The 21,410-nt window shown below is 37.2% G+C and carries 21 protein-coding genes; 9 read left to right on the top strand and 12 right to left on the bottom strand.

Annotated elements, in window-relative coordinates; all coding sequences use genetic code 11:
• Positions 1-50 precede the first annotated feature (50 nt).
• Entirely contained in the window at positions 51-410 is a 360-nt protein-coding gene (locus NBC122_RS11470; RefSeq protein ID WP_125022269.1) for an RNA recognition motif domain-containing protein, read from the bottom strand.
• A 141-nt stretch (positions 411-551) separates the two neighbouring features.
• Complete coding sequence (locus tag NBC122_RS11465) at positions 552-1,415, bottom strand: aldo/keto reductase (RefSeq protein ID WP_133440504.1); 864 nt, start codon at positions 1,413-1,415, stop codon at positions 552-554.
• Between the two features lie 405 nt (positions 1,416-1,820).
• Here NBC122_RS11465 and NBC122_RS11460 point away from each other — a divergent pair, with 405 nt between their 5' ends.
• Entirely contained in the window at positions 1,821-2,687 is an 867-nt protein-coding gene (locus tag NBC122_RS11460; protein WP_039344711.1) for a sigma-70 family RNA polymerase sigma factor, read from the top strand.
• A gap of 100 nt (positions 2,688-2,787) precedes the next feature.
• Here NBC122_RS11460 and NBC122_RS11455 read toward each other — a convergent pair whose 3' ends face one another.
• The 3 genes from NBC122_RS11455 to NBC122_RS11445 are packed head-to-tail and all read right to left on the bottom strand — an operon-like array spanning position 2,788 to position 4,348.
• A complete protein-coding gene (locus NBC122_RS11455) occupies positions 2,788-3,378 on the bottom strand; it encodes a Crp/Fnr family transcriptional regulator (protein WP_133441115.1) in 591 nt (196 codons plus the stop codon).
• An 18-nt stretch (positions 3,379-3,396) separates the two neighbouring features.
• Positions 3,397-3,771, bottom strand: a complete 375-nt coding sequence (gene ytxJ, locus NBC122_RS11450; RefSeq protein ID WP_133440503.1) for a bacillithiol system redox-active protein YtxJ — start codon at positions 3,769-3,771, stop codon at positions 3,397-3,399.
• Positions 3,772-3,811: 40 nt separating this feature from the next.
• Positions 3,812-4,348, bottom strand: a complete 537-nt coding sequence (locus tag NBC122_RS11445; RefSeq protein WP_133440502.1) for a YfiT family bacillithiol transferase — start codon at positions 4,346-4,348, stop codon at positions 3,812-3,814.
• A 118-nt stretch (positions 4,349-4,466) separates the two neighbouring features.
• On the opposite strand from NBC122_RS11445, the gene pncA reads away from it, so the two are divergent.
• The gene (pncA, locus tag NBC122_RS11440) at positions 4,467-5,072 is read left to right on the top strand and encodes a bifunctional nicotinamidase/pyrazinamidase (RefSeq protein ID WP_133440501.1); all 606 of its coding nucleotides are present in this window, start codon (positions 4,467-4,469) and stop codon (positions 5,070-5,072) included.
• Positions 5,073-5,172: 100 nt separating this feature from the next.
• Positions 5,173-6,717 (top strand): S41 family peptidase, encoded by a 1,545-nt coding sequence (locus NBC122_RS11435; protein WP_133440500.1) that lies wholly within the window; start codon positions 5,173-5,175, stop codon positions 6,715-6,717.
• Here NBC122_RS11435 and NBC122_RS11430 read toward each other — a convergent pair.
• Positions 6,714-7,139, bottom strand: coding sequence for an SRPBCC family protein (locus NBC122_RS11430; RefSeq protein WP_133440499.1), 426 nt, complete (start codon positions 7,137-7,139; stop codon positions 6,714-6,716). The genes NBC122_RS11435 and NBC122_RS11430 overlap by 4 nt on opposite strands.
• On the opposite strand from NBC122_RS11430, the gene NBC122_RS14395 reads away from it, so the two are divergent.
• Complete coding sequence (locus tag NBC122_RS14395; RefSeq protein WP_165983218.1) at positions 7,138-7,293, top strand: hypothetical protein; 156 nt, start codon at positions 7,138-7,140, stop codon at positions 7,291-7,293. The genes NBC122_RS11430 and NBC122_RS14395 overlap by 2 nt on opposite strands.
• A gap of 210 nt (positions 7,294-7,503) precedes the next feature.
• On the opposite strand, the gene NBC122_RS11425 is transcribed toward NBC122_RS14395, so the two are convergent.
• A complete protein-coding gene (locus tag NBC122_RS11425; protein ID WP_133440498.1) occupies positions 7,504-7,881 on the bottom strand; it encodes a GreA/GreB family elongation factor in 378 nt (125 codons plus the stop codon).
• Positions 7,882-8,514: 633 nt separating this feature from the next.
• Between NBC122_RS11425 and NBC122_RS11420 the strand changes: the two genes are divergently transcribed.
• A complete protein-coding gene (locus NBC122_RS11420; RefSeq protein ID WP_133440497.1) occupies positions 8,515-9,417 on the top strand; it encodes a CorA family divalent cation transporter in 903 nt (300 codons plus the stop codon).
• Between the two features lie 151 nt (positions 9,418-9,568).
• On the opposite strand, the gene NBC122_RS11415 is transcribed toward NBC122_RS11420, so the two are convergent.
• The 5 genes from NBC122_RS11415 to NBC122_RS11395 form a co-directional block, all read right to left on the bottom strand.
• Positions 9,569-12,301: a sodium-translocating pyrophosphatase gene (locus tag NBC122_RS11415; protein WP_133440496.1), complete on the bottom strand. Its 2,733-nt coding sequence runs from the start codon at positions 12,299-12,301 to the stop codon at positions 9,569-9,571.
• A gap of 502 nt (positions 12,302-12,803) precedes the next feature.
• Positions 12,804-14,801 (bottom strand): S9 family peptidase, encoded by a 1,998-nt coding sequence (locus tag NBC122_RS11410; RefSeq protein WP_133440495.1) that lies wholly within the window; start codon positions 14,799-14,801, stop codon positions 12,804-12,806.
• 116 nt (positions 14,802-14,917) lie between these two features.
• On the bottom strand, positions 14,918-15,406 hold the full coding sequence (locus tag NBC122_RS11405) for a PH domain-containing protein (protein WP_133440494.1): 489 nt from the start codon (positions 15,404-15,406) through the stop codon (positions 14,918-14,920).
• An 11-nt stretch (positions 15,407-15,417) separates the two neighbouring features.
• Positions 15,418-17,280 carry a M1 family metallopeptidase gene (locus NBC122_RS11400; RefSeq protein ID WP_133440493.1) on the bottom strand — a complete coding sequence of 621 codons (1,863 nt, stop codon included), beginning with the start codon at positions 17,278-17,280 and terminating at the stop codon, positions 15,418-15,420.
• A gap of 147 nt (positions 17,281-17,427) precedes the next feature.
• Positions 17,428-17,772, bottom strand: coding sequence for a phage holin family protein (locus NBC122_RS11395; RefSeq protein WP_133440492.1), 345 nt, complete (start codon positions 17,770-17,772; stop codon positions 17,428-17,430).
• Positions 17,773-17,902: 130 nt separating this feature from the next.
• On the opposite strand from NBC122_RS11395, the gene NBC122_RS11390 reads away from it, so the two are divergent.
• The 4 genes from NBC122_RS11390 (at position 17,903) to NBC122_RS11375 (ending at position 21,408) form a co-directional block, all read left to right on the top strand.
• Positions 17,903-19,453 (top strand): M20/M25/M40 family metallo-hydrolase, encoded by a 1,551-nt coding sequence (locus NBC122_RS11390; protein ID WP_133440491.1) that lies wholly within the window; start codon positions 17,903-17,905, stop codon positions 19,451-19,453.
• 186 nt (positions 19,454-19,639) lie between these two features.
• Positions 19,640-20,077, top strand: a complete 438-nt coding sequence (locus NBC122_RS11385) for a DUF6526 family protein (protein WP_133440490.1) — start codon at positions 19,640-19,642, stop codon at positions 20,075-20,077.
• 51 nt (positions 20,078-20,128) lie between these two features.
• Positions 20,129-20,293 (top strand): phosphatidate cytidylyltransferase, encoded by a 165-nt coding sequence (locus tag NBC122_RS11380; RefSeq protein WP_133440489.1) that lies wholly within the window; start codon positions 20,129-20,131, stop codon positions 20,291-20,293.
• 5 nt (positions 20,294-20,298) lie between these two features.
• Positions 20,299-21,408 (top strand): DNA topoisomerase IB, encoded by a 1,110-nt coding sequence (locus tag NBC122_RS11375; RefSeq protein ID WP_133440488.1) that lies wholly within the window; start codon positions 20,299-20,301, stop codon positions 21,406-21,408.
• The last annotated feature ends 2 nt before the right edge of the window (positions 21,409-21,410 follow it).

The raw sequence follows: 21,410 nt of genomic DNA, 5'->3' as shown, positions 1-21,410 counted from the left end.
AAAAAAGCGACTTTTTTTAAAAAAGTCGCTTAAATTATTCAGGTAAAATCTTACCAGTTAGAACCGCCACTACGACCTCCGCCGCTGTATCCGCTTCCACCACCACGATTTCCACCTCCGTAACCACCACCGCCTGAACGGTTGTTGTCAAAGCTTCTTCTTGGTTTGTCTTCTCTTGGCTTAGCTTCAGAAATGTTAAGTTCTTTACCATCCAATTCTTTTCCGTTTAGAGCTTCGATAGCATTCTTGCCATCTTCATCGCTCATTTCTACGAAACCGAAACCTCTTGATCTACCGGTTTCTCTGTCAGTGATAATTTTGGCAGACGATACGTCACCAAATTCTGAAAATAAATCTTGCAACGACTGTTCTTGGGTTGCATAGTTAATGTTTGAAACAAAAATGTTCATCTTAAAAAAAAATTAATTATTAATACTGTTGAAATTATAAATGAAACTCAATGAATGCGATGAACAATGATTGACTTCGGATATAAAAACGAGTGCAAGTTACAATTATAATTTAAACCTGCAAGTTTTTTGTGAAATATTTCACATTATTTCTTTTCCGTTTTTGGCCTGTAAGAGTTTAAACCAATCTTCGTGTTCCAATTTGATACGTAAACTTTCGTGAAGTTTTTTAATATTTTCCCAACGTGAAGTACCGATAACAGGAATAATATTGGCAGGATGTTTTAAAATGAACGCGAGAAGAATCTGATTTTCTTCAGCAGCATATTTTTGGCAAAGTTGCCCGAGTACTTTTTTAATTCTTTCGTTCGCCTCAGATTTTTCTGTGAAATAATTCCCCAAAACTGACCAGCCCATTGGCTGAAGCTTCTTAAGCATCATTTGATCCAAAGTTCCATCGAAAAAGGAATGGGTGTGATTGAGCGAAATTTCCACCTGGTTCGTAATCAAAGGAAAAACATCATTGATCAAATCAAATTGAGACGGTGAAAAATTAGATACTCCGAAATGCCGGACTTTTTTCTGTTCACGCAAAATCGCAAAACTCTCACCGATTTCAGCTGGATTCATCAATGGTGACGGCCTGTGAAGAAGCAATAAATCCAGATAATCGGTTTTTAAATTTTTTAAACTCTGATCGACGGATTTTAAAATATGTTCCTGCGAATAATTATAGGATTTCACTGTATAATTTCGGTTAGAACAAGGCATTTCGATCCCGCATTTCGAAATAAACTGCACCTCTTCCCTCTTCACATTCATTTCTGCAAAAGCATCACCGAAGAGTTTTTCAGTTGTGTAGTCTCCATAAATATCTGCATGATCGAAAGTATAAAGCTTTTCATCAAGAGAAATTTCAATGAGTTTCTGCACTTCTTTTTGGGAATGATTGGCTCCCCAAATTCCCCAGCGCATCGTTCCTATAATAATTGGTGAAAAATTCATTGTATATATATAATTTTCTCAAAAATAAAAATTTATATTTCAATTTTACTATTTAAAATTCTCAACTGTGTGTATTTGTAAAAATCATTTATGTTTGCCTCTACTTTCGATAATTGTATTTTTTTTATTTTTCTCCGAATAAATTTCAATGCTCACAAATCTGTCTTTATGGTCAAAATCTGTGAATGGTTTTTATTTTTGATCAGAAATCTTGATTTTCATCCTGCCCGCGACCCAGCTTGAGCGGAGCTCTTTTTGTGGAACATCGTGGAACAAAAAAGCGGGAGCGGAAGATGGAAATGGTCGCCCTAAAAAAGAATATAAGATTTATTTAGAAATTTTTGTAACCTTTTGCTCTCTGAGATCGTATAATATAATGCAGTCCTAAAGTGGACCTTATTTTATATGAGACAATTAAAAATTACCAAACAGGTTACCAACAGAGAAACCGCCTCTCTCGACAAGTATTTGCAGGAGATTGGAAAAGTTGATTTGATTACAGCCGACGAAGAAGTTGAATTGGCACAAAAAATACGCGCCGGAGACAGAGTGGCACTTGAAAAACTGATTAAAGCCAACCTCAGATTCGTGGTATCTGTTTCTAAACAATACCAAAACCAGGGACTTTCTCTACCCGATTTAATTAACGAAGGGAATCTAGGTCTGATGAAAGCTGCGAAAAGGTATGATGAAACAAGAGGTTTTAAATTTATCTCTTATGCAGTTTGGTGGATCCGTCAGTCGATTTTACAGGCTTTGGCAGAACAGTCTAGAATTGTAAGATTGCCATTGAATAAAATCGGATCGATTAACAAGATCAACAAAGCCTACGCGCATTTGGAGCAGGAAAACGAAAGACCACCATCTCCAGAGGAATTAGCGGAAGTTTTGGACATGAGCGAAGACGACATCAAAGAATCGATGAAAAACTCCGGAAGACACCTGTCGATGGATGCACCGTTGGTTGAAGGTGAAGATTCTAACTTATACGACGTTTTGCGTTCCGGGGAATCCCCAAGTCCGGATAAAGACTTGATGTTGGAATCTCTTCAGATTGAAATCGAAAGAGCGTTGCAAACCTTGACGCCAAGAGAAGCTGATTTGGTTCGTTTGTATTTCGGACTGAACGGAAAACATCCGATGACTTTGGAAGAAATCGGTGAAACTTTTGACCTTACGAGAGAAAGAGTTCGTCAGATTAAAGAAAAAGCGATTAAAAGATTGAAACACAATACGAGAAGTAAGATTCTGAAATCGTATCTGGGTAAATAAAATACCGCTGATGCACACGAATCGTCATTCATTTAATTCATGAATTTGGCGCTGAAAAGCATTCTTAAAAATAAAAGGAACTCCAGACGAGTTCCTTTTTTTATGAAGTTTTGAAATTTTTACGGGCCAGTTCTTTTCGGACTCTGCTCAAACTTTCCGGTGTAATGCCGAGATATGATGCAACCATCCATTGTGGGACGCGCAGTAAAATATTGGGATACATCTTGATAAAACTCATGTACCGTTCTTCGGCGGTATCTGCCAAAAGTGAATTTACCCGATTCTGTAAATTCCGGATGTGTTTCTGCAGAAGCATATCATTGTTTTCGGCAGTTTGTGGATATTTCTCAATCATATTGGTGAAGAAATCATTAGTCAAAACAAAAACCTCTGAATCTTCAACTGCTTCAATATAATATTTTGATTTCTCATTAAAATTAAGCGAGCTGCGGTCAGAAATCAGCCAGTTTTCCGGTGCAAACTGTATGATATGTTCTTTTCCGTTCCGGTCGAGCGAGTACATTCTAAGCAATCCCTTTTCTACAAAAAAAGTATCCGAACACACTTCTCCTTCATGGAGCAGAAATTCGTTTTTGGCCACTTTTTTCAGCGTGTAAAAACTGCTGCATCCCGAAATTGCTTCTACAGGAACTTCAAGGATTTCAGATAAATAATTATTGATATTTTGAATAGCATCCATAACTAGCCTTTAAATAAGATTAACGGAAATACTTTGATGAGAAGCGTTTTTCACTGCCTTTCCATTTTCTAAAACAATCATTTGCGGACTTTGATGTGTGACGCCTAAATCTTCAGCCATTTTGTTAGAAATCGGCCGGTATGAAATTAAATCCAAGAAATAATATACTGCATCATTTTCTGCACCAGCTACTTCATTTTCAAAATTTTTCAGAACCATTTTACTGATATGACACCTCGTGGAATGTTTAAACACAACCACTTTCTTTTCAAAGGACTGATCGATAGCTTTTTGCAGATCTTCTTCGGATTCAATTGCATTCCAAAAGGATGGAGATGATTTTTGTGGCTCATCACTGCCAAATATTTTATTAAAGAAACTCATATTTTATCGTGTTTTAAAAACCAATATACTCAGTTTTGTTTTACCAGTTGTTTTCTAATTTCAAATTATTAATATGCGCAAAATGATGGTCACAATGCCAGGCACAAAACGCCAGATTTTCTTTTAAAGTGATATCGCGGTTTTGATCCGGATGATGAAATGTACTCTCATATTCTTTGTTGGTCAGTGATTTCAGTTCATACACCCATCTTTTATGAATTCCCTTCAGCATTTGAAAAGCGGGTTTTACATCGATGCTGAAACTGTCCTGCAACTCTGCCCACTGTTGTTCATTATACGTTTTTATCGTAGGATTATCTTCAGTTAAAGCGAATTTAAAGCGCGTATAACTGTTCATGCTGCTGTCCGATAAGTGATTAATCAGCTGGCGAATCGTCCAACCTCCGGTGCGGTATTGGGTATCCAGTTGATCTGTGTCCCAGTTTTGAACAAGGTTTTTCAGCCTTGCCGGAAAATCATTTAATGTTTTAATATGCCGGTCAATATCTTGATCTGTAATTTTTTGAGGTTCCTCAAATTTCCCGATCGGATATTTTTTATATTCTGAATTGTCCATATTATCTGCGTTTTTTGACGATTTGGCCTGTCAATTAATTTGGCTGAACTTTTGCGTTTTACTTTGTAAATTTACTACAAAATAAGTTGAATGCAATACAACTTAAAAAAATAAGAATATGAAAAAAGCCCTGATTATCGTTGATGTACAGAATGATTTTTGCGAAGGTGGCGCACTTGCGGTTCCGAAAGCCAATGAAATTATACCCTATATTAATCTGCTGATGCAGGATAATGATTATGACCAGATCGTGCTCACTCAAGATTGGCACCCCGCTGATCATAAAAGTTTTGCTTCCAAAAACGGAAAAAAAATTGGCGACACGATTATTCTTAACGGGATTCCACAGTTTATGTGGCCGGATCACTGTGTACAAGGAACTTTTGGTGCAGAATTTCATCCAGATTTAAACCGTGACAAAGTGACCCACATCATTCAGAAAGGAACCAATGCCGAGTTTGACAGTTACAGCGGATTTCAGGATAACAACCATTTTAGCAAAACTGGTTTAGATGATTTTTTGAAATACCACGATATTCAGCTTCTTGAAATCGTAGGTTTAGCCTTGGATTATTGTGTGAAATATACGTGTTTAGATGCCGCAAAATTAGGGTATGTCACCTGTTTGCATTTCAATGGAACACGTGCAGTCAACGTAAAACCGGAAAGCGGCAGAGACGCCATTTTTGAAATGCTGCAAAATACAGTAACGATTTTAGGGTAAAATAATACACTTTAAAAAACGGCAACTTCTCATTTTTAATGGGAAGTTTTTTTGTTCGTTTATTTCATTATAAAATTTTATTTTTAGCAAAAATTATACTTTGAAAAAAATCATCCTGTTTTCGCTGTTTTTAGTCATCTCCTCTTGTGTTTCCGTAAAAAAGTACAATGCGAAATCAGCGATTCCTGTTTCTGCTGAAAATTTAAGAAAAGATGTTGATTTCACTCAACATAAACTTGAAGAACTTCACCCAAAACTGTATTGGTATATTTCTAAGAAAGATCTTGATTATCAATTTGACAGTTTGAAAATGACGATTCAGAAACCATTGAAGCCGAATGAGTTTTATGAAAAACTCGCGCCCGTTATCGCCAAAATTAAAGAAGGACACCTGAGATTATATCCATATGACAAACGACTGACCAAAAAAGAAATCAAAAACCTTAAAAATCAAAAAGGTTTATTAAGCCGCTATAATTTCGTGATTGATCATGACAGAATCTTTGTTAAAGATAATCCTGCAAAAATCCCAAATATGAATGTGGGAACGGAAATTTTAAAAATTAAAGATATTCCGGTAAAAGATTTACTCAAAAAATACAAACCAATCGTGAACAGTGACGGCGATAATACAACGTTTCAAAAATATTCGATGGCGCGAAGATGGCCTTCTTTTTTCACCGCCGAATATGGGATTTTAGACAGTGTGAAAATTGAAACGACCTATCAGAATGAATTAAAAACCTTTTATATCCATCGGGAAAAAATCTCCAGAGAAGAAAAGAAAAAGACGGAGCAGGAAAATAAAAAACTGACAAAAAGCGAAACCGGAAAAACAAAAGATTATAATATTGTCACCAAAAGTTTCAACCGTGATTTACAGTTTCCAACCAAAGATTCTACCATTGCATACATGAAAATCAAAACCTTTTCAGGAACTTTTTCACGTAAATTTTATAAACAGAGTTTTGCAGCATTAAAGAAATCACCGGCGAAATATTTAATTTTAGATGTCCGGGATAATCTCGGCGGTTCTTTATCTGAAATTAATAATTTATATTCCTACCTCGTTTCTGAAGAGTTTAAATTCATTGATGATATGGAAGTAACCTCTCGTACATCAATGTTTCATGCGAATTATTTCACCGAAATCCCGACACTAGCCCAACCGTTAGCTGCAGTAACGTATCCGGTTTATTTGCTGGGCACCGCTTTGTCTGTTAAAAAGAAAGACGATAAATTTTATCTGAAAAACAACGGCATTTTCGCTCTTAAAAAACCGAAAAAAAACCACTTCAACGGAAAGATTTATGTTCTGATTAATGGAAGCAGTTTCTCGGCCTCATCAATAATTTCCTCAAAATTAAAAGATGCAAAAAGAGCTTTCCTGGTAGGTGAAGAAACCGGCGGCGCCAATGACGGGACAGTTGCCGGGAGATATTCTACCGAAAAATTACCGCACTCCAAATTAAAATTACCCATTGGACTGATGCTGGTTCAGCCCAATATTCAATTTACAGAAACAAAAAAAGGCGTTCTTCCTGACTACGAAATCATCCCTACTTTACAGCAGGTTTTACAGAAAAAAGACGTCCAGTTAGAATGGATTATGGATCAGATAAAAAAGAATGAAGGCAATCACTAAGATTCTGCAAGTTCTTTAACTGCATTCAATGCGCGGGGAAAACTGTTGGAAAAATAGGTAACATATTCTTCTTCGGTATGGATGTTCACCGTTAATTTGGTGCCCTGCTCCGTTTCATATAAATCATAGTATTCAATAGAGTTTTCAGAGAAGGTTTTGCCCTGAGAAATCCCGTCGAGCACCAGTCCAAAATGCAGAAAATGCATGGATTGAAACGGAATTACCTTTTCCACTACTGCAAAAAGGCCGTGTTGTCCCGGCGACAAAAAACGAATATCATTACCCTCCAGAAGTTCACCTTCATAGTAGGAACCCGGTATAAAGACGGCAGTCCATTTACGGTAATTCTGATCACTCCAGAGCGCATCCCAAACCTTTTCGCGGGAAGCACTGATCTCGATGGTAAACTCTAATTTTTTCATGATGCATTCAATTTATAAATTCAGAGATAAGTTTTTAGATTTTGCAGATAAGCTCTCTAAAATCCCAACAAATAAAAATAATTATTTCCCCGATAAGGTTGCGAAGAAAATTCCGAAAAATTTCATCAAAAATAAAACCAAAAAAAACAGATAGTAAATTTCGTGATTACCATCAGAGTCTTTTTAAGTTTTTTTTAAAATAATAATCCTCATAAAAGCGATATTTTTTTAAGTTTTTCAAAAGATAAAAAAAAAAACTCTGACATTGACGCCTGATTTAATACAATTAAACCACTTGAAATTTTCGCTAAATAAAAGAGACTCACAAAAATTGTGAGTCTCTTTTAAAAACAATAGGAATTTATTAATTGTAATGTTCCACTCCTAAAATTTCTATTTTTTTATCACCATCCTCGAATGGCCAGGTGATAATATCACCAACTTTATTTCCGACGATTGCCAGTCCGATCGGCGATAAAATGGAATATTTTCCTTTTTTTATTTTTGCTCTGTCCGTCTGGACAAATAGATATTTTTGTTCTTCGTTGGTCGAAACATCTTTTACTTTCACTTCACAATTCACCGTTACGACATCGTCTGGCAAATCTTTTCGCAGAACCTGTTTGGCAACTTTTAACTGATCTAAAAGAATCTGTTCTTCCTGTTGAGTTGTTCTTTTTCTTCTTAAATGATCTTTGATCAAATCGTAAACTCCAGTGGTTAAAACTATATTTTCGGACATAATGCTTTATTTTAAAAGTGAGTTGAAGAATACCTGGGGTCAGATTCAGTAAAAAATGCAAGCACAAAAATTGTGTTTGTATTTTTATAAAAAAGTATTCAAAATTATTGAGTATTTAATAAAAGTAAACGACCCTGTCCTGAATCTTGACAGGGTGGATTAAATGAACTCTTTAGAATTTTTCAGAAATTTGTCATCATGCAGATACGACAAAAACAACCACTTTGAATCATCGAAAGTATTCGTTAAAGGAAAGTACGAAGGTTTTCTTTTTGCCAGCATAGTTTCAAATATAGCAAATTTATATGACAATTCCAAAAATAAGTTATATATAGACGCTTTTGAGAGTATTGATTTTAATGAAAAAAAGATTTTTAAATTTATTGCAAATACATCAGTCTCTCCTATTTTTCATTAGAAGAAATGACCTGTTGGACGAAAATCAAAAATTTTCTACATTCCATGAATTAATGCTGTGGATTTGTGTGAATCTTAACACAAAATCGGATGTCGAAAATCGGCGTAAAATTTAATCCGGACACTTCTTGATTTTTTTTCTTTACTCACAAAATAAATTTAGTAGGTTGGTGTCATTTGTAGATTTAAATGTTAATTTTAACTTAAATTTGCCAAATGCCTATTGAAATATTATTTAAAAATGAACATTGTGAATGGATTGATGTAGAAAGTCCAACAAAAGAGGATTTGACTTTTCTGCATGAGCGTTACGATATTAATTCACTTCTTTTAGAAGATACGATCGATGCGAATCACCTGCCGAAATTTGAACAGGACGGAAATGTTAATTTTTTCCTTATGCGGGAAAATACCCAACTGGAAAGATCGAATTTGAATACCATCAGTGATATTTCTACCAAACTGGGAATTTTTTTATTTGATCATGTCATCATTACGATTCACCGGCTGAAGAACAGAAGCGTATACGAATTAAAAAAAGAAATCGCACTGCCGCAGAACGAACATATCGCCCGGGATGAAATCGCACTGAATTTAGCTTTAAAAGTGATGAAGTCGTACGATGACGAATCGACAAATCTGCTGGAAATCATGGATCAGATCGAAAGCGAAGTTTTCCTTAAAACGACCAATCAATCTAATCATATCCGCCGGCTGTACCGGTTGAAAAGAAAGTCGGGTTTGAATACCAGAATTCTTAATATTTCTACAGTTTGGGTTGAAAAATTTAAAGTGCTTCAGCTCGATGATACTGTCGTAACCGATTTAAAGGACAAACACAAAGACGTCATCGCAGACTTCGAACATCTGAATGCGCAGGTTACCAGTTTAATTTCCATGTTTCTGGCGATGAGCGATCAAAAGGCGAATCAGGTAATGAAAGTGCTTGCCATTTATTCGATGTACTTTTTTCCAATTACTTTTATTGCGGGAATTTATGGAATGAACTTCGTTTTCATGCCGGAACTTAACGTGAAATACGGTTATTATTTCACTCTTGGACTGATGGGAATTATTTCCCTTATTACTTTTGTATATGTTCGGAAAAAGGGTTGGTAAATTTCAGACAAAAAGGCAAGAGATCGCTTCGCTGATGGATAATAGATAAACGAATAGGTAAGAAAAGGAATTCTGCGTAAGTGCATTTCAATAAATAAAATAAATCCCAACTTTTCAGCTGGGATTTATTATTAAATAAAACTTATCCGGTTTAAAAATTTAAAATACGGACATCAATTCTTCTGTTTTGTGCTTTGCATTCATCGGTATCATTTTCGGCACAAACCGGATGTTGAGAGCCATAACCTTCTGCCTGTACTCTGTCTGCTGCAATTCCCATTTCTAATAATTTGAGTTTTGCGGCCTGGGCACGTAAGTTCGATAACTTAAGATTGGCTTCTTCGGTGCCGGTATTATCGGTATAACCTCCTAATTTCACTTTCGCGGTAGGGAACGCATTTAGAATTTCAGCTAAATTATTGAGCTGCTGCTCTGAACCTGGTTTTAAATCGCTGCTTCCTGTCCGGAAGTGTAGATTTTCGATCGTAAACCACTTTGTATTGTCTAAAGCTTTTTGGTCTTTAGACTGAAGCGCATTATACAAAGAAAGCAACTGGCTGTTTTGCCCCATACCGATTGATTTGTCAGTTAATTTAATTTCCTGAAGATTTCCGGTATCGTAAACGTAATCACCTTCTTCATTAAGTGTTCCTGTAGCTATTCCCGGAGCAATCTCCGTAACGCCATGTACCGCAGCTGCTGATGCCGTGATTCCTGACATTTTCTGTAAAGATTCTAATTTAGCCCTTCTGTTTTCGATAATTTTATCTTTGTGTAGAACCGCTAAAGTTGGAGCAATAACCAAAGAAATAATCGACATTAATTTAATTAAAATATTCATTGACGGACCGGAAGTATCTTTAAAAGGATCTCCTACTGTATCACCGGTAACCGATGCTTTGTGCGCATCAGAACCTTTGTAATGCATATCGCCATTAATTTCAACTCCTTTCTCAAAAGATTTTTTGGCATTATCCCAGGCTCCGCCGGCATTATTTTGAAACATTCCCATCAATACTCCCGAAACCGTAGCTCCCGCTAAGAATCCTCCCAAAACTTCCGGACCAAAAATAAAGCCCATCACTAAAGGAGCTACAAGAGCAATCCCTCCCGGAAGCATCATTTTTTTAAGGGAAGCATCCGTAGAAATGGCGACACATTTTTCGTATTCAGGAACCGCTTTTCCTTCTAAAATTCCGGGGATCTCGCGGAACTGTCTTCGGACTTCTTCTACCATTGCCATCGCTGCAGTACCTACCGCTCTGATCGCTAAAGAGGAGAAGATAAACGGAATCATGGCTCCCACAAATAACCCTGCTAATACGTCGGCTCTGTAAATATCAATTCCGTCAATCCCTGCGATACCCACGAAGGCCGCAAATAGGGCTAATGCCGTTAAAGCAGCAGAAGCGATTGCAAAACCTTTTCCGGTCGCTGCAGTTGTATTACCAACGGCATCTAATATATCTGTTCTTTCACGAACTTCTTTGGGCAGTTCGCTCATTTCTGCAATTCCACCTGCGTTATCTGCAATAGGACCGAAAGCATCAATTGCCAACTGCATCGCGGTAGTCGCCATCATTCCTGCTGCTGCAATTGCAACACCGTATAATCCTGCACAAAGATAAGATCCGTAAATACCTCCTGCCAATACGAGAATCGGTAATAATGTAGATTCCATACCAACTGCAAGACCTCCAATGATATTGGTCGCATGTCCGGTAGATGACTGTTTGATAATACTTTTAACGGGTTTTTTACCCATCGCGGTGTAATATTCAGTGATAATACTCATTAAAGTTCCCACGACTAATCCAACGATAATAGCACCAAAAACGCCCATTTTGGTAAACTCATGACCTCTTAAAGTCATGGTTTCGGGCATTAAATAATTCACCAAAAAGTAAGATGAAACAGCAGTTAACACTATACTTCCCCAGTTCCCCAGGTTCAAAGCGTTCTGTACCGGAGTAATATCTAAACTCGTTGTTTCGCCGATTTTAACAAATAAAGTACCGATCATAGAATAAATAATTCCGGTTCCTGCGATTAACATGGGTAAAAGAATGGGAGCAAAACCTCCAAAAGCGTCTACCGATAAAGTTTCTCTACCCAAAACCATAGTGGCCAATACTGTTGCAACATAAGATCCGAATAAATCGGCGCCCATTCCTGCAACGTCTCCTACATTATCTCCTACATTATCAGCAATCGTGGCCGGATTTCTTGGATCATCTTCCGGAATACCTGCTTCTACTTTGCCCACTAAGTCAGCACCAACATCAGCTGCTTTGGTATAAATACCACCACCAACTCTTGCGAAAAGGGCAATAGATTCTGCACCGAGAGAAAAACCGGTCAGAATTTCGATTGTTCTTTCCATCTCATGGGAATCTACCCCAGCACCGGGTGCAAATATTTGTTTGATAATAATGTACAATCCTCCTAAACCTAAAACGGCTAAACCAGCAACGCCCATTCCCATTACAGAACCTCCGGTAAAGGACACTTTTAATGCTTTAGACAAAGAAGTTTTTGCCGCTTCTGCAGTTCTTACGTTGGCTTTGGTCGCAATTTTCATTCCGATAAAGCCAGCCAGCGCAGAAAGAATCGCCCCTAAAACGAATGAGATACCGATGCTCCAGTGAGAATTGGTACTTGAGGCACCCATTACGGCCAATAAAATTGCAACAACTACGACGAAATAGGCCATCACCTTGTATTCCGCTTTCAGGAAGGCCATGGCTCCATCAGAAATATAACCGCTGATTTCTTTCATACGGTCGTTTCCTGCATTTTGCTTACTTACCCAGGCGCTCTGAATAAAAGTGTAGATTAAGGCAATAATACCAAATATTGGTACGAGATAAAATAATAAATCCATAAAGTACTTTTTGATGTTAATTTGATTAATGTTAAATATTTGTTAATTAAAACATTACTCGAAAATACACTTTTTTTTTGAACTTTGAGTTGTTTTTCATAAAATAGAGATCTAGTCTTTTGATCGGTGTTAGTCTCATTTTGAAAAAGATCAGCATGTTGAAATTTTATTCACTTAAATAGTTTTCTGGACGCCTTTATTATCTGGCCATTGCTATCTTGTCATTCTCCTGAGAAAGCACTAATTGGAGATTAAATCCCTTAATGATCTTGTATGCAACATTATTAAGGCGAAATAGCTTAGCGGAATTTGGTATTGGCATGGCTGGCTGGAAAAGAAAAAAGGACTAACCGTAGAAGTTAGCCCTTTATCGTAAAATATATCGTCGCTCAGCAGTTCTTTTGGGATTATAAAACTTTACACTAAACTATTTTTTTAATAGATAAAACATCGTTATCAAAAATTTATAAAATTTTTGTCATCCTTCTATCAGAACGGAATTTTACAACGTTTCTTTCAACCATTCAAAAAATTCTCTCTGCCACACCAAACCGTTTTGCGGATGCAGAACCCAGTGATTTTCATTGGGAAAATAAAGGAATTTCGCTTTCAAACCTTGCAGTTTAGCAGCCTGGAAAGCTTCCTGACCTTGCTCATAAGGAACTCTATAATCAATTCCTCCCTGAATAATCATCATTGGTTTATTCCATTTATTCACATAGTTCGAAGGATTGAATTCAGTGTATGATTTCGGAACCGGATTGTCATAAGGAGAACCTCCTAAATCCCATTTTGCGAAAAACAATTCTTCGGTGGTTAAGTACCAGGATTTCATATCGAAAAGACCGTCATGAGCGATGAAAGTTTTAAAACGGTTTTCGTGGATTCCGGCTAGCATCATAGCGCTGTATCCTCCGTAACTCGCTCCCACTACTCCCATTCTGTCACCATCAACGTAAGGTAATGTTTTGGCAAAATCAGCAGCTGCCAAATAATCCTGCATTACCTGTCCGCCCCAATCTTTAGAGATGTCTTCATTCCATTTTGTACCCCAGCCCGGCATTCCTCTTCGGTTTGGTGCAACCACGATATAATCGTTGGCGGCCATCAAAGCAAAATTCCACCGTACGCTGAAAGTCTGTGTCAAAGCAGATTGCGGTCCACCCTGGCAATATAATAAAGTTGGATATTTCTTATTCGCATCGAAGTTTGGCGGATAAATAAACCATACGCCCATTTCTTTTCCGTCGGTGGTTTTCACCATTTTCAGTTCAGTTCTGGAAGGTGTAATGCTTTCATAATTCTTCTTATTCACTTCCGTTACCTGTTTCATCGATCCGTTTTTCACATCTACGGAAAATAAATCGGGATTGTGATTCATGTCGTTTCTGGAAATCAGTAACGAATTTTTCTGTTGCGCAAAAATATCATTCAAATCAAAATCACCTTTGGTAATCTGCTGAATTTTAGAGTTTTTCGGATTTAATGAAAACAACTGCTTGGTTCCTTTCCAGGCTGTTGTAAAATAAATTTCTTTAGAATTGGTTGCCCAGAAAACAGAACCGGTGATGCTTTCATCCCAATCTTTGGTAAGATTAGTGGTTTCCCCCGATTTCCAGTTCATGATTTTTAAATCATTTTTGTCGGCTTCATAGCCATCTCTTGCCATAGACATCCAGTATAAATACTTTCCGTCTGGTGAAAACTTCGGCGAAACGTCATATCCTTTATTAGTTTCGGTAAGGTTTTTTAAAGTTCCTGTAGCCAAATCGTAAGCGAAAATATCGGTATTTGTGGAAAATGCATACTCAGCGCCGCTCAATGGTTTGGTCACATACAACAGTTGTGCAGAATCTGGTGTCCAAATAAAATCCTCTGTTCCACCAGAAGGTCTTTGCGGAGAATCCCAAGGTTTCCCTTCCAATAAATCTTTGGCTTTATCAGCGGTTTCTGTAACATTAACTACAAAAACATGATTGTATTTTCCTTCATTAAAATAATCCCAGTGACGGTGATTCAAGTCGGTGTAAATATGAGCGGTAGATTTTGGAGTATCAGCATATTTATCTTTTCCCAATAATTTTTCTACCAAAACTTCTTTACTGAAAGCCACTTTTTTGCCATCGGGAGAAATCACGATATTATCTGCTTTTCCGACAGTGTAAAATTCTGTCCAGGTTTTTCCTGCATCTTTAGAAAGATAAATTTTCTCTTCTTCCTGAGCGTAAATTCCGTTGGCATCCCATTGAATTAAAGATTTTTTCCCTAAATCCAGTGCGGTTGCTTCACCATTTTTGATTGTAAAGAAAAAGTTTTTCTTATTGTTTTTCTCGGTTTTCAAATCGGTTTTTCCGATATTGTAAATCAGTGAATTCTGATCTGGCGAAACGGCAGAGACTCCGATTTTATTCAGGGTCCACAATATTTCGGGCGTCATCACATTTTGCGCGTTCATGAGGAACGGTGCCGCCAGAGCAACAAGGGTGTGTTTTATTTTCATTTTTAAAATTAAATTTTTTAGATATATAAAAGGTTTAAAAATCGGTAATTTTCTTTAAACTAATCATCGAAAATTAGGCGCTTACAAATATAGAAAATTCAGGAAGAAAGCAACTGCTAAACCATTTCGCTCATTCTCCGGTGAACTTCCTGAAGAAAATTATCAGGATTTTCGGGACTGATCATATAAATTTTTCCGGATTTTAAAATCATCTTTACTTTTTTATGAATATTGGTCACATACCACACATCGCGACCATTAAAATATCCAAAATAACCGAACAAACCGCCGACTCCGAAAGTTCTCAGATTTAATCCGGTTTTTTCAATTTTATCTGCTGTCTTGATTTCGTTGATATTAATAATCACCGCTCCGAATAAATTTCTAATTAAAATTTGATCATCCGATATTGCAATTCTTTTCGGTACCAAGCCGTAAGAAATCACAATAACCGAAAACAGTAAAATTGTCAAAACCACAGAAACGACAGGTTTTGGCGGTTGCATAAAAAATGAACTTAATGCCAATAAAGGGAGAAGCACGAGAAGAATCAATGTAAATATTTTCGTTCGGTCATCCATTTTTGCAGTAACGAATTCTTTCATAACTGTACTTTTTAAAAGTTAAATAAATTATTAGCCGGCGTATAATCCATGAAAATTCCACCGTCGATTTTTACCGATTTCAGTTTTTGATTTACTTCGATTTGCGTGGTAAAAGATCCGCTGTTTTTCCATACTTCCGGCGTAAAATGTTTTACAGAAACTTTTCCATCCTGACCAGTAATTTCTACATCGAACGGAATGGCAAATCCGCCTGCATTTTCAACCGTCAAATTCAGATTTTTACCGGAAATAACTGCTGAATTAATTTTTAAATCGATATAATTATTGCTGAAAAACCAGTTGTTCCAAAACCAATTCAGATTTTGTCCGCTGCCTTCATTCATGCTGTAAAAGAAATCCCACGGCGTCGGATGTTTTCCTTTCCAGATGTTCATGTAATAATGCAGCGTTTTTTTGAACAGCTCGTCGCCCAGTAGATTTTTCAAAGACAGATAGGCAAAAGCCGGTTTGATATAAGCGTTGCTTCCGTAGCCCATCCCAGACAGTTGGCTGCTCATCGAAATAATCGGCTGATCCTGCTCCGTTGACGGATCATTAATATATTTTTTCACCCGGAAATCGGTGAACATTTTATCATTAAAAGCTTTTCCGTTTTCAGCTTCACCAATCAGATATTCGAAAGCCGTCACCCAACCTTCATCCATAAAAGCGTATCGTGTTTCGTTGGTTCCCATCATAAAAGGGAAATACGTATGGGCAATCTCATGATCCACCGTTTGGCGGGAGTCAGCAAAATCATCAGGAATCGCAGTATCATTCACCATCATAGGATATTCCATATCGGCAAATCCCTGAAAACCGGTCATGGTAGGGAAAGGATATTCTATTCCCGGCCAGTTTTCAGAAAACCATTTGATGCTGTATCTTTCCCATTCCACATATTTTTCAAAATCAGCCGTTCCCGCATTATAAGTTGCCTGCGTGCTCACTCTTTTCGATTTCAGCTGAACACTTGAAGCATCCCAGACGTAAGTGGAACTTAAGCCAAACGTAAAATCGGTAATGTTTTCAGCCTTAAATTTCCAGGTATTAAATGGATTCTGTTTGGTTACTTTTTGTTTTTGGATTTCGTCTTTCGTGGCAACATGAATAACCTGATTGGATTTTAATGAATATTTAAATTTCTTTAAAATTCCCGGCTGCAGAACTTCTTCCGGATTCTGCAAAACTCCCGTCGCATAAACCACGAAATTTTTTGGAACCGTAACGGCAACTTCATAATTATTAAAGTCATTATAAAATTCATTTCGGCCGTTATGGGCCAATTTATCCCAACCATTATAATCATCGTAGACCGAAATTCTCGGATAGGCATACGCACAGAAAAACGTGGTTTCATCGATTTGCCCTTCTCTTCCACTCTCTTTTGATAACGGAAACTCCCATTCTATTTTAATGGTATTTTTGGAGTTTGGCAACAAAGATTTATTTAATTTTAAATCATAGAATGTTTCCCAGTCTTGAGAATTTACTTTGTAATTTTCACCATTGACAGAAAGCGATTTTATTTTTAAACCTTCACTTAAAAAATCAGGTGAAGCTTTAGCCGCTCTGGGCGAAGTCGGTTTATGGACATTATTCACAAATCTGATCACCACCGATTTCAATTCATCAGGAGAATTATTTGAATAAATAATCGTCTCATTTCCGGAAACGATTTTAGTTGTTGGATTTACATTGAAATCAATCGTATAATCTCCCGAATTTTGCCAATAATTTTCGCCGGGTTTCCCATCCGACGCCCGGGTTTTATTTTCATAAGCTTTGGCAATGTTCCGCGGAATATATAATTGCTGAGCGAAAATCTGCACAGAGAAAAACAGCAGCAATAAAGAAGTAAGAGTGGTACGCATTAATTTTTATTTTAAAATTACTAAATCTGATGAACATTTTTCAATCATCGGTTTCCCGTTGTTAATGAAAGTGCATCATCCGCTATGAATTAAAAAGCGGTTCAAACATAATTGAAACCGCTATGACATTTTCTTATTTTTAATAAATTATTTATCGGACGTAATAATTCCATTTAATAATGAAGTAATTAAGGACAAAGCGATACTGAAAATAAAGGCCCACCAAAATCCGTCAATGGCCATTCCGTCTACAAATTTCGCAGCCAGTAAAACCACCAGAGCATTAATGACCAAAGAGAAAAAACCTAACGTAAGAATGGTTAAAGGCAATCCTAAAATCTTCAAAACAGGTGTAACAATCAAGTTAAGGACTCCTAAGATCAAAGCGAAAATTACGGCAGATCCAAAGCCATCAATATGAACTCCACTTAAAATTTTCGTTAATAAAAAAGCGACAATCGCAGTCACTAATAATCGGATAATTAAATTCATAATCTATTTTTTTATAAAATTAAAAAATTAAAGCGAGTAAGCAAGAACTTCGCCGGTATTTTATTTTATCCCATGAACAGACAGTTCCTTAGAATAAATTTTATTATCTTCATCGCAAAAATTATATTCAATGAAGAACTATGCTAAATTATTGATGGTTTCTACGGTTTTTGCTGTGGGTTTAAACGCTCAAACCAAAGACCAAATGGTAAAATCTATTATGGATGAAACCTATCAAAACTCTCAACTCGAAACCCTTGCTTATGAATTGATGGACGACATTGGGCCAAGACTGGTGGGAAGTCCAAAAATGCAGCAGGCACATGACTGGGCCGTAAAACGTTTTCAGAACTGGGGAATCGATGCCCAAAACGAAAAATGGGGCGAATGGAAATCCTGGGAAAGAGGACCATCATCCATAGAAATGGTTGCTCCTTATGCGAAATCAATCGAAGGAATGCAGTTGGCTTTCAGTCCTGCAACTTCTGCTAAAGGCTTAACCGCCGATGTGGTGATGTTGCCCATGTTTAAAAACAAAGAAGAATTTGCCGCCTGGCTGCCAAAAGTAAAAGGAAAACTGGTGATGGTTTCCCAATACCAGCCAACGGGAAGACCTGAAAATAACTGGAAAGAATTTGCAACGCCGGAATCTTTTGAGAAAATGAAAAAAGAATCCGCTGAAGCTTCTGAAGAGTGGAGAAAATCAATTGCTGCGACAGGAGAAACCTCCAGAACGTTAAATGAAAAATTAGAAAAAGCCGGTGCAGCCGGAATCGTCTCTTCGTATTGGTCCAGAGGATTTGGAGTGAATAAAATTTTCGCTGCCGGGACGAAAACCATTCCTGTGGTTGATATTTCTTTAGAAGATTACGGACAGTTATACCGCATGATTCAGCACGGAAAAACGCCTAAACTGAAAATTAACGCTCATTCGAAAGACAGAGGAACTGCTCCAACTTTCAATACAGTTGCTGTTATCAAAGGTTCTGAGAAACCAGAGGAATATGTGATTCTTTCGGCGCACTTTGATTCCTGGGATGGCGGAACCGGCGCTACCGATAATGGCACCGGAACCATCACCATGATGGAAGTTGCCAGAATTCTAAAAAAATATTATCCAAATCCAAAGAGAACCATTGTGGTTGGACTTTGGGGAAGTGAGGAACAGGGCTTAAATGGTTCACGCGGTTATGTCTGGGCACATAAAGACCAAATGCCAAATGTTCAGGCGGTTTTCAACCAAGATAACGGAACGGGAAGAATCGCCAATATCAGCGGGCAGGGATTTTTGAATTCGTATGATTATATCGGAAGATGGTTAAGCGCTGTTCCGAAAGAATTAACCAAAGGAATCGAAACTTCTTTCCCAGGATTCCCGGGTGGTGGAGGTTCTGACCACGCTTCATTTATTGCAGCCGGCGTACCCGCATTTATGTTGAGTTCATTAAACTGGAGTTATGGAAATTACACCTGGCATACCAACAGAGACACCTACGATAAAATCGTTTTCGATGATCTTAAAAGTAATGTTGCGACGATCGCGATTTTAACTTATATGGCGAGTGAAGATCCGGAAAAGGCTTCATCGGAAAGAATAAAAATGCCAATCAATCCAAGAACCGGTGAACCTATGAAATGGCCGGAAGTAAAAGAACCAACCCGTAAAGGAGGTTTCGATTAAATGTAAATCTTACCAAAAATAACCTGTAATAAGCCGGTAATTTCTAACGTTCAGCGTGAAGATTTTGCCGGCTTTTTTGGATTATTGAACCGGAATTTAATGATGCTTTAGCCTTTAAAATGGAGGAACAGACAGTGAATTTTAATCTAGTTTTAAGAATGGTTAACTTTTTGATGGGAAATATTTATGAAAAATCAAAATTATCAAAATCACAAAAAATTCTATCCGCCACATCATTTCATCTATCTTCCTCTTGTTTTTATTCTACAAATTATTGGAATCTGGAAAATTTTTAACGATGAGCAAAACCAATTAATCTGGATTTTATTTTCAGCCGTTATTTTTCTAATTCTTTATTTAGCATTAATGATCCGGCAGCATTACGCACTTGGAAATCAGGACCGTATTATACGATTAGAGTTTAAGCTAAGGTATTTTGAACTTTTCGGTAAAAGCGCGGATGAAGCAGAATCTAAACTTTCTTTTGATCAGATTGCCGCTTTGCGCTTTGCCTACGATGACGAATTTAAAATTTTGCTAGATAAAGCGCTTCAACAAAATATTTCTGGTGACGAAATCAAAAAATCAATCCACAACTGGAAACCTGATCACCATAGAGTTTAAATAAAAAAATAATAATTAAATTATCATTAATAAACCTTAAAAAATAAAATTATGAAAAAGTTTACATTTCTTACTCTGGCTGTTTTTGCTTTATTGAGTTTAACCGGTTGCGACGCGATCGGCACCATTTTCAAAGCCGGAATGTGGTGGGCATTTTTCCTGGTTGCATTGGTAATCGGTTTAATCGTTTGGTTATTTAGCAGAGGGAAAAATTAAACAGGATGAAAACCGAAAATCCTTCTTTAGAACTTATCACTAAAATAAGTCCTTCAAAAATGGTGAAAATCATGAAGGATCCGGAGAAATCTGCAACTGCAGTAAATTTAGTTTACACCAGCGACAGTGAAAATCAAGGAATCGCACGCCGAAAAAGAGGAGATAAATTCATTTATTTTATTGGCGGTGAAAAGATTAAAGACAAAGAAGAGATTCAGCGGATTAATCAATTGGCGATTCCTCCCGCCTGGGAAAACGTATGGATCTGCGCGTTGCAAAACGGCCATTTACAGGCCACAGGTCTGGATGCTAAAAAACGCAAACAGTACCGCTACCATCCCATTTGGAATGCCTTACGGAATCATACGAAGTTTTACAGAATGCTGCACTTTGGCGAAGTTTTGCCCGATATCCGACTGCAGTTAGAAAAAGATTTGAATCACCGCACCTTAGACAGGCGCAAAGTTTTGGCATTGGTGGTAAGTCTCATGGAACGGACCAATATTAGAATCGGCAATGCGATTTATGAAAAGTTGTATGGATCTTTTGGCTTAACGACTTTGAAAGATAAACATGTAGCGATTAACGGTCAAAAAATAAAATTCTCTTTTAAAGGTAAAAAAGGCATTTACCACGATATCGATTTAAAGAATGCCAAATTAGCAAAAGCCGTAAAAACCTGCCGTGATATTCCCGGAAAAGAACTCTTTCAGTTTTATGACGAGGATGGAAAACGACACGCCATAGAAAGTGGAATGGTCAATGATTATATTAAAGAAATCAGTGGCGAAGATTTCACCGCAAAAGATTTCCGGACGTGGTCTGGCACGGTGAATGCGTTAATTGCCTTTAAAGAAATTGAAGCTCAGGAAATTGATGGTAATCAAAAATCCAAAATAAAACGGGCCATCGATCTGGTAGCCGCCGAACTGGGAAATACCGGCACCGTTTGCCGAAAATACTATATTCATCCACTGATCATTAATCTTTACGAAAACGATTCTATTGAAAAATATTTAAGAGAACTGGATGAAATAGAAATTGATGACGGAAAATCCGGTTTGACGAAAGAAGAACAGATTGTGATGAAAATTCTAAAAAACGAAAAACCGTAATT

Origin of the sequence: Chryseobacterium salivictor (assembly GCF_004359195.1) — a bacterium.
GTDB lineage: Bacteria > Bacteroidota > Bacteroidia > Flavobacteriales > Weeksellaceae > Kaistella > Kaistella salivictor.
Note: the sequence above shows the minus strand (reverse complement) of the source record. Positions and strands in the feature narration are given on the sequence as shown.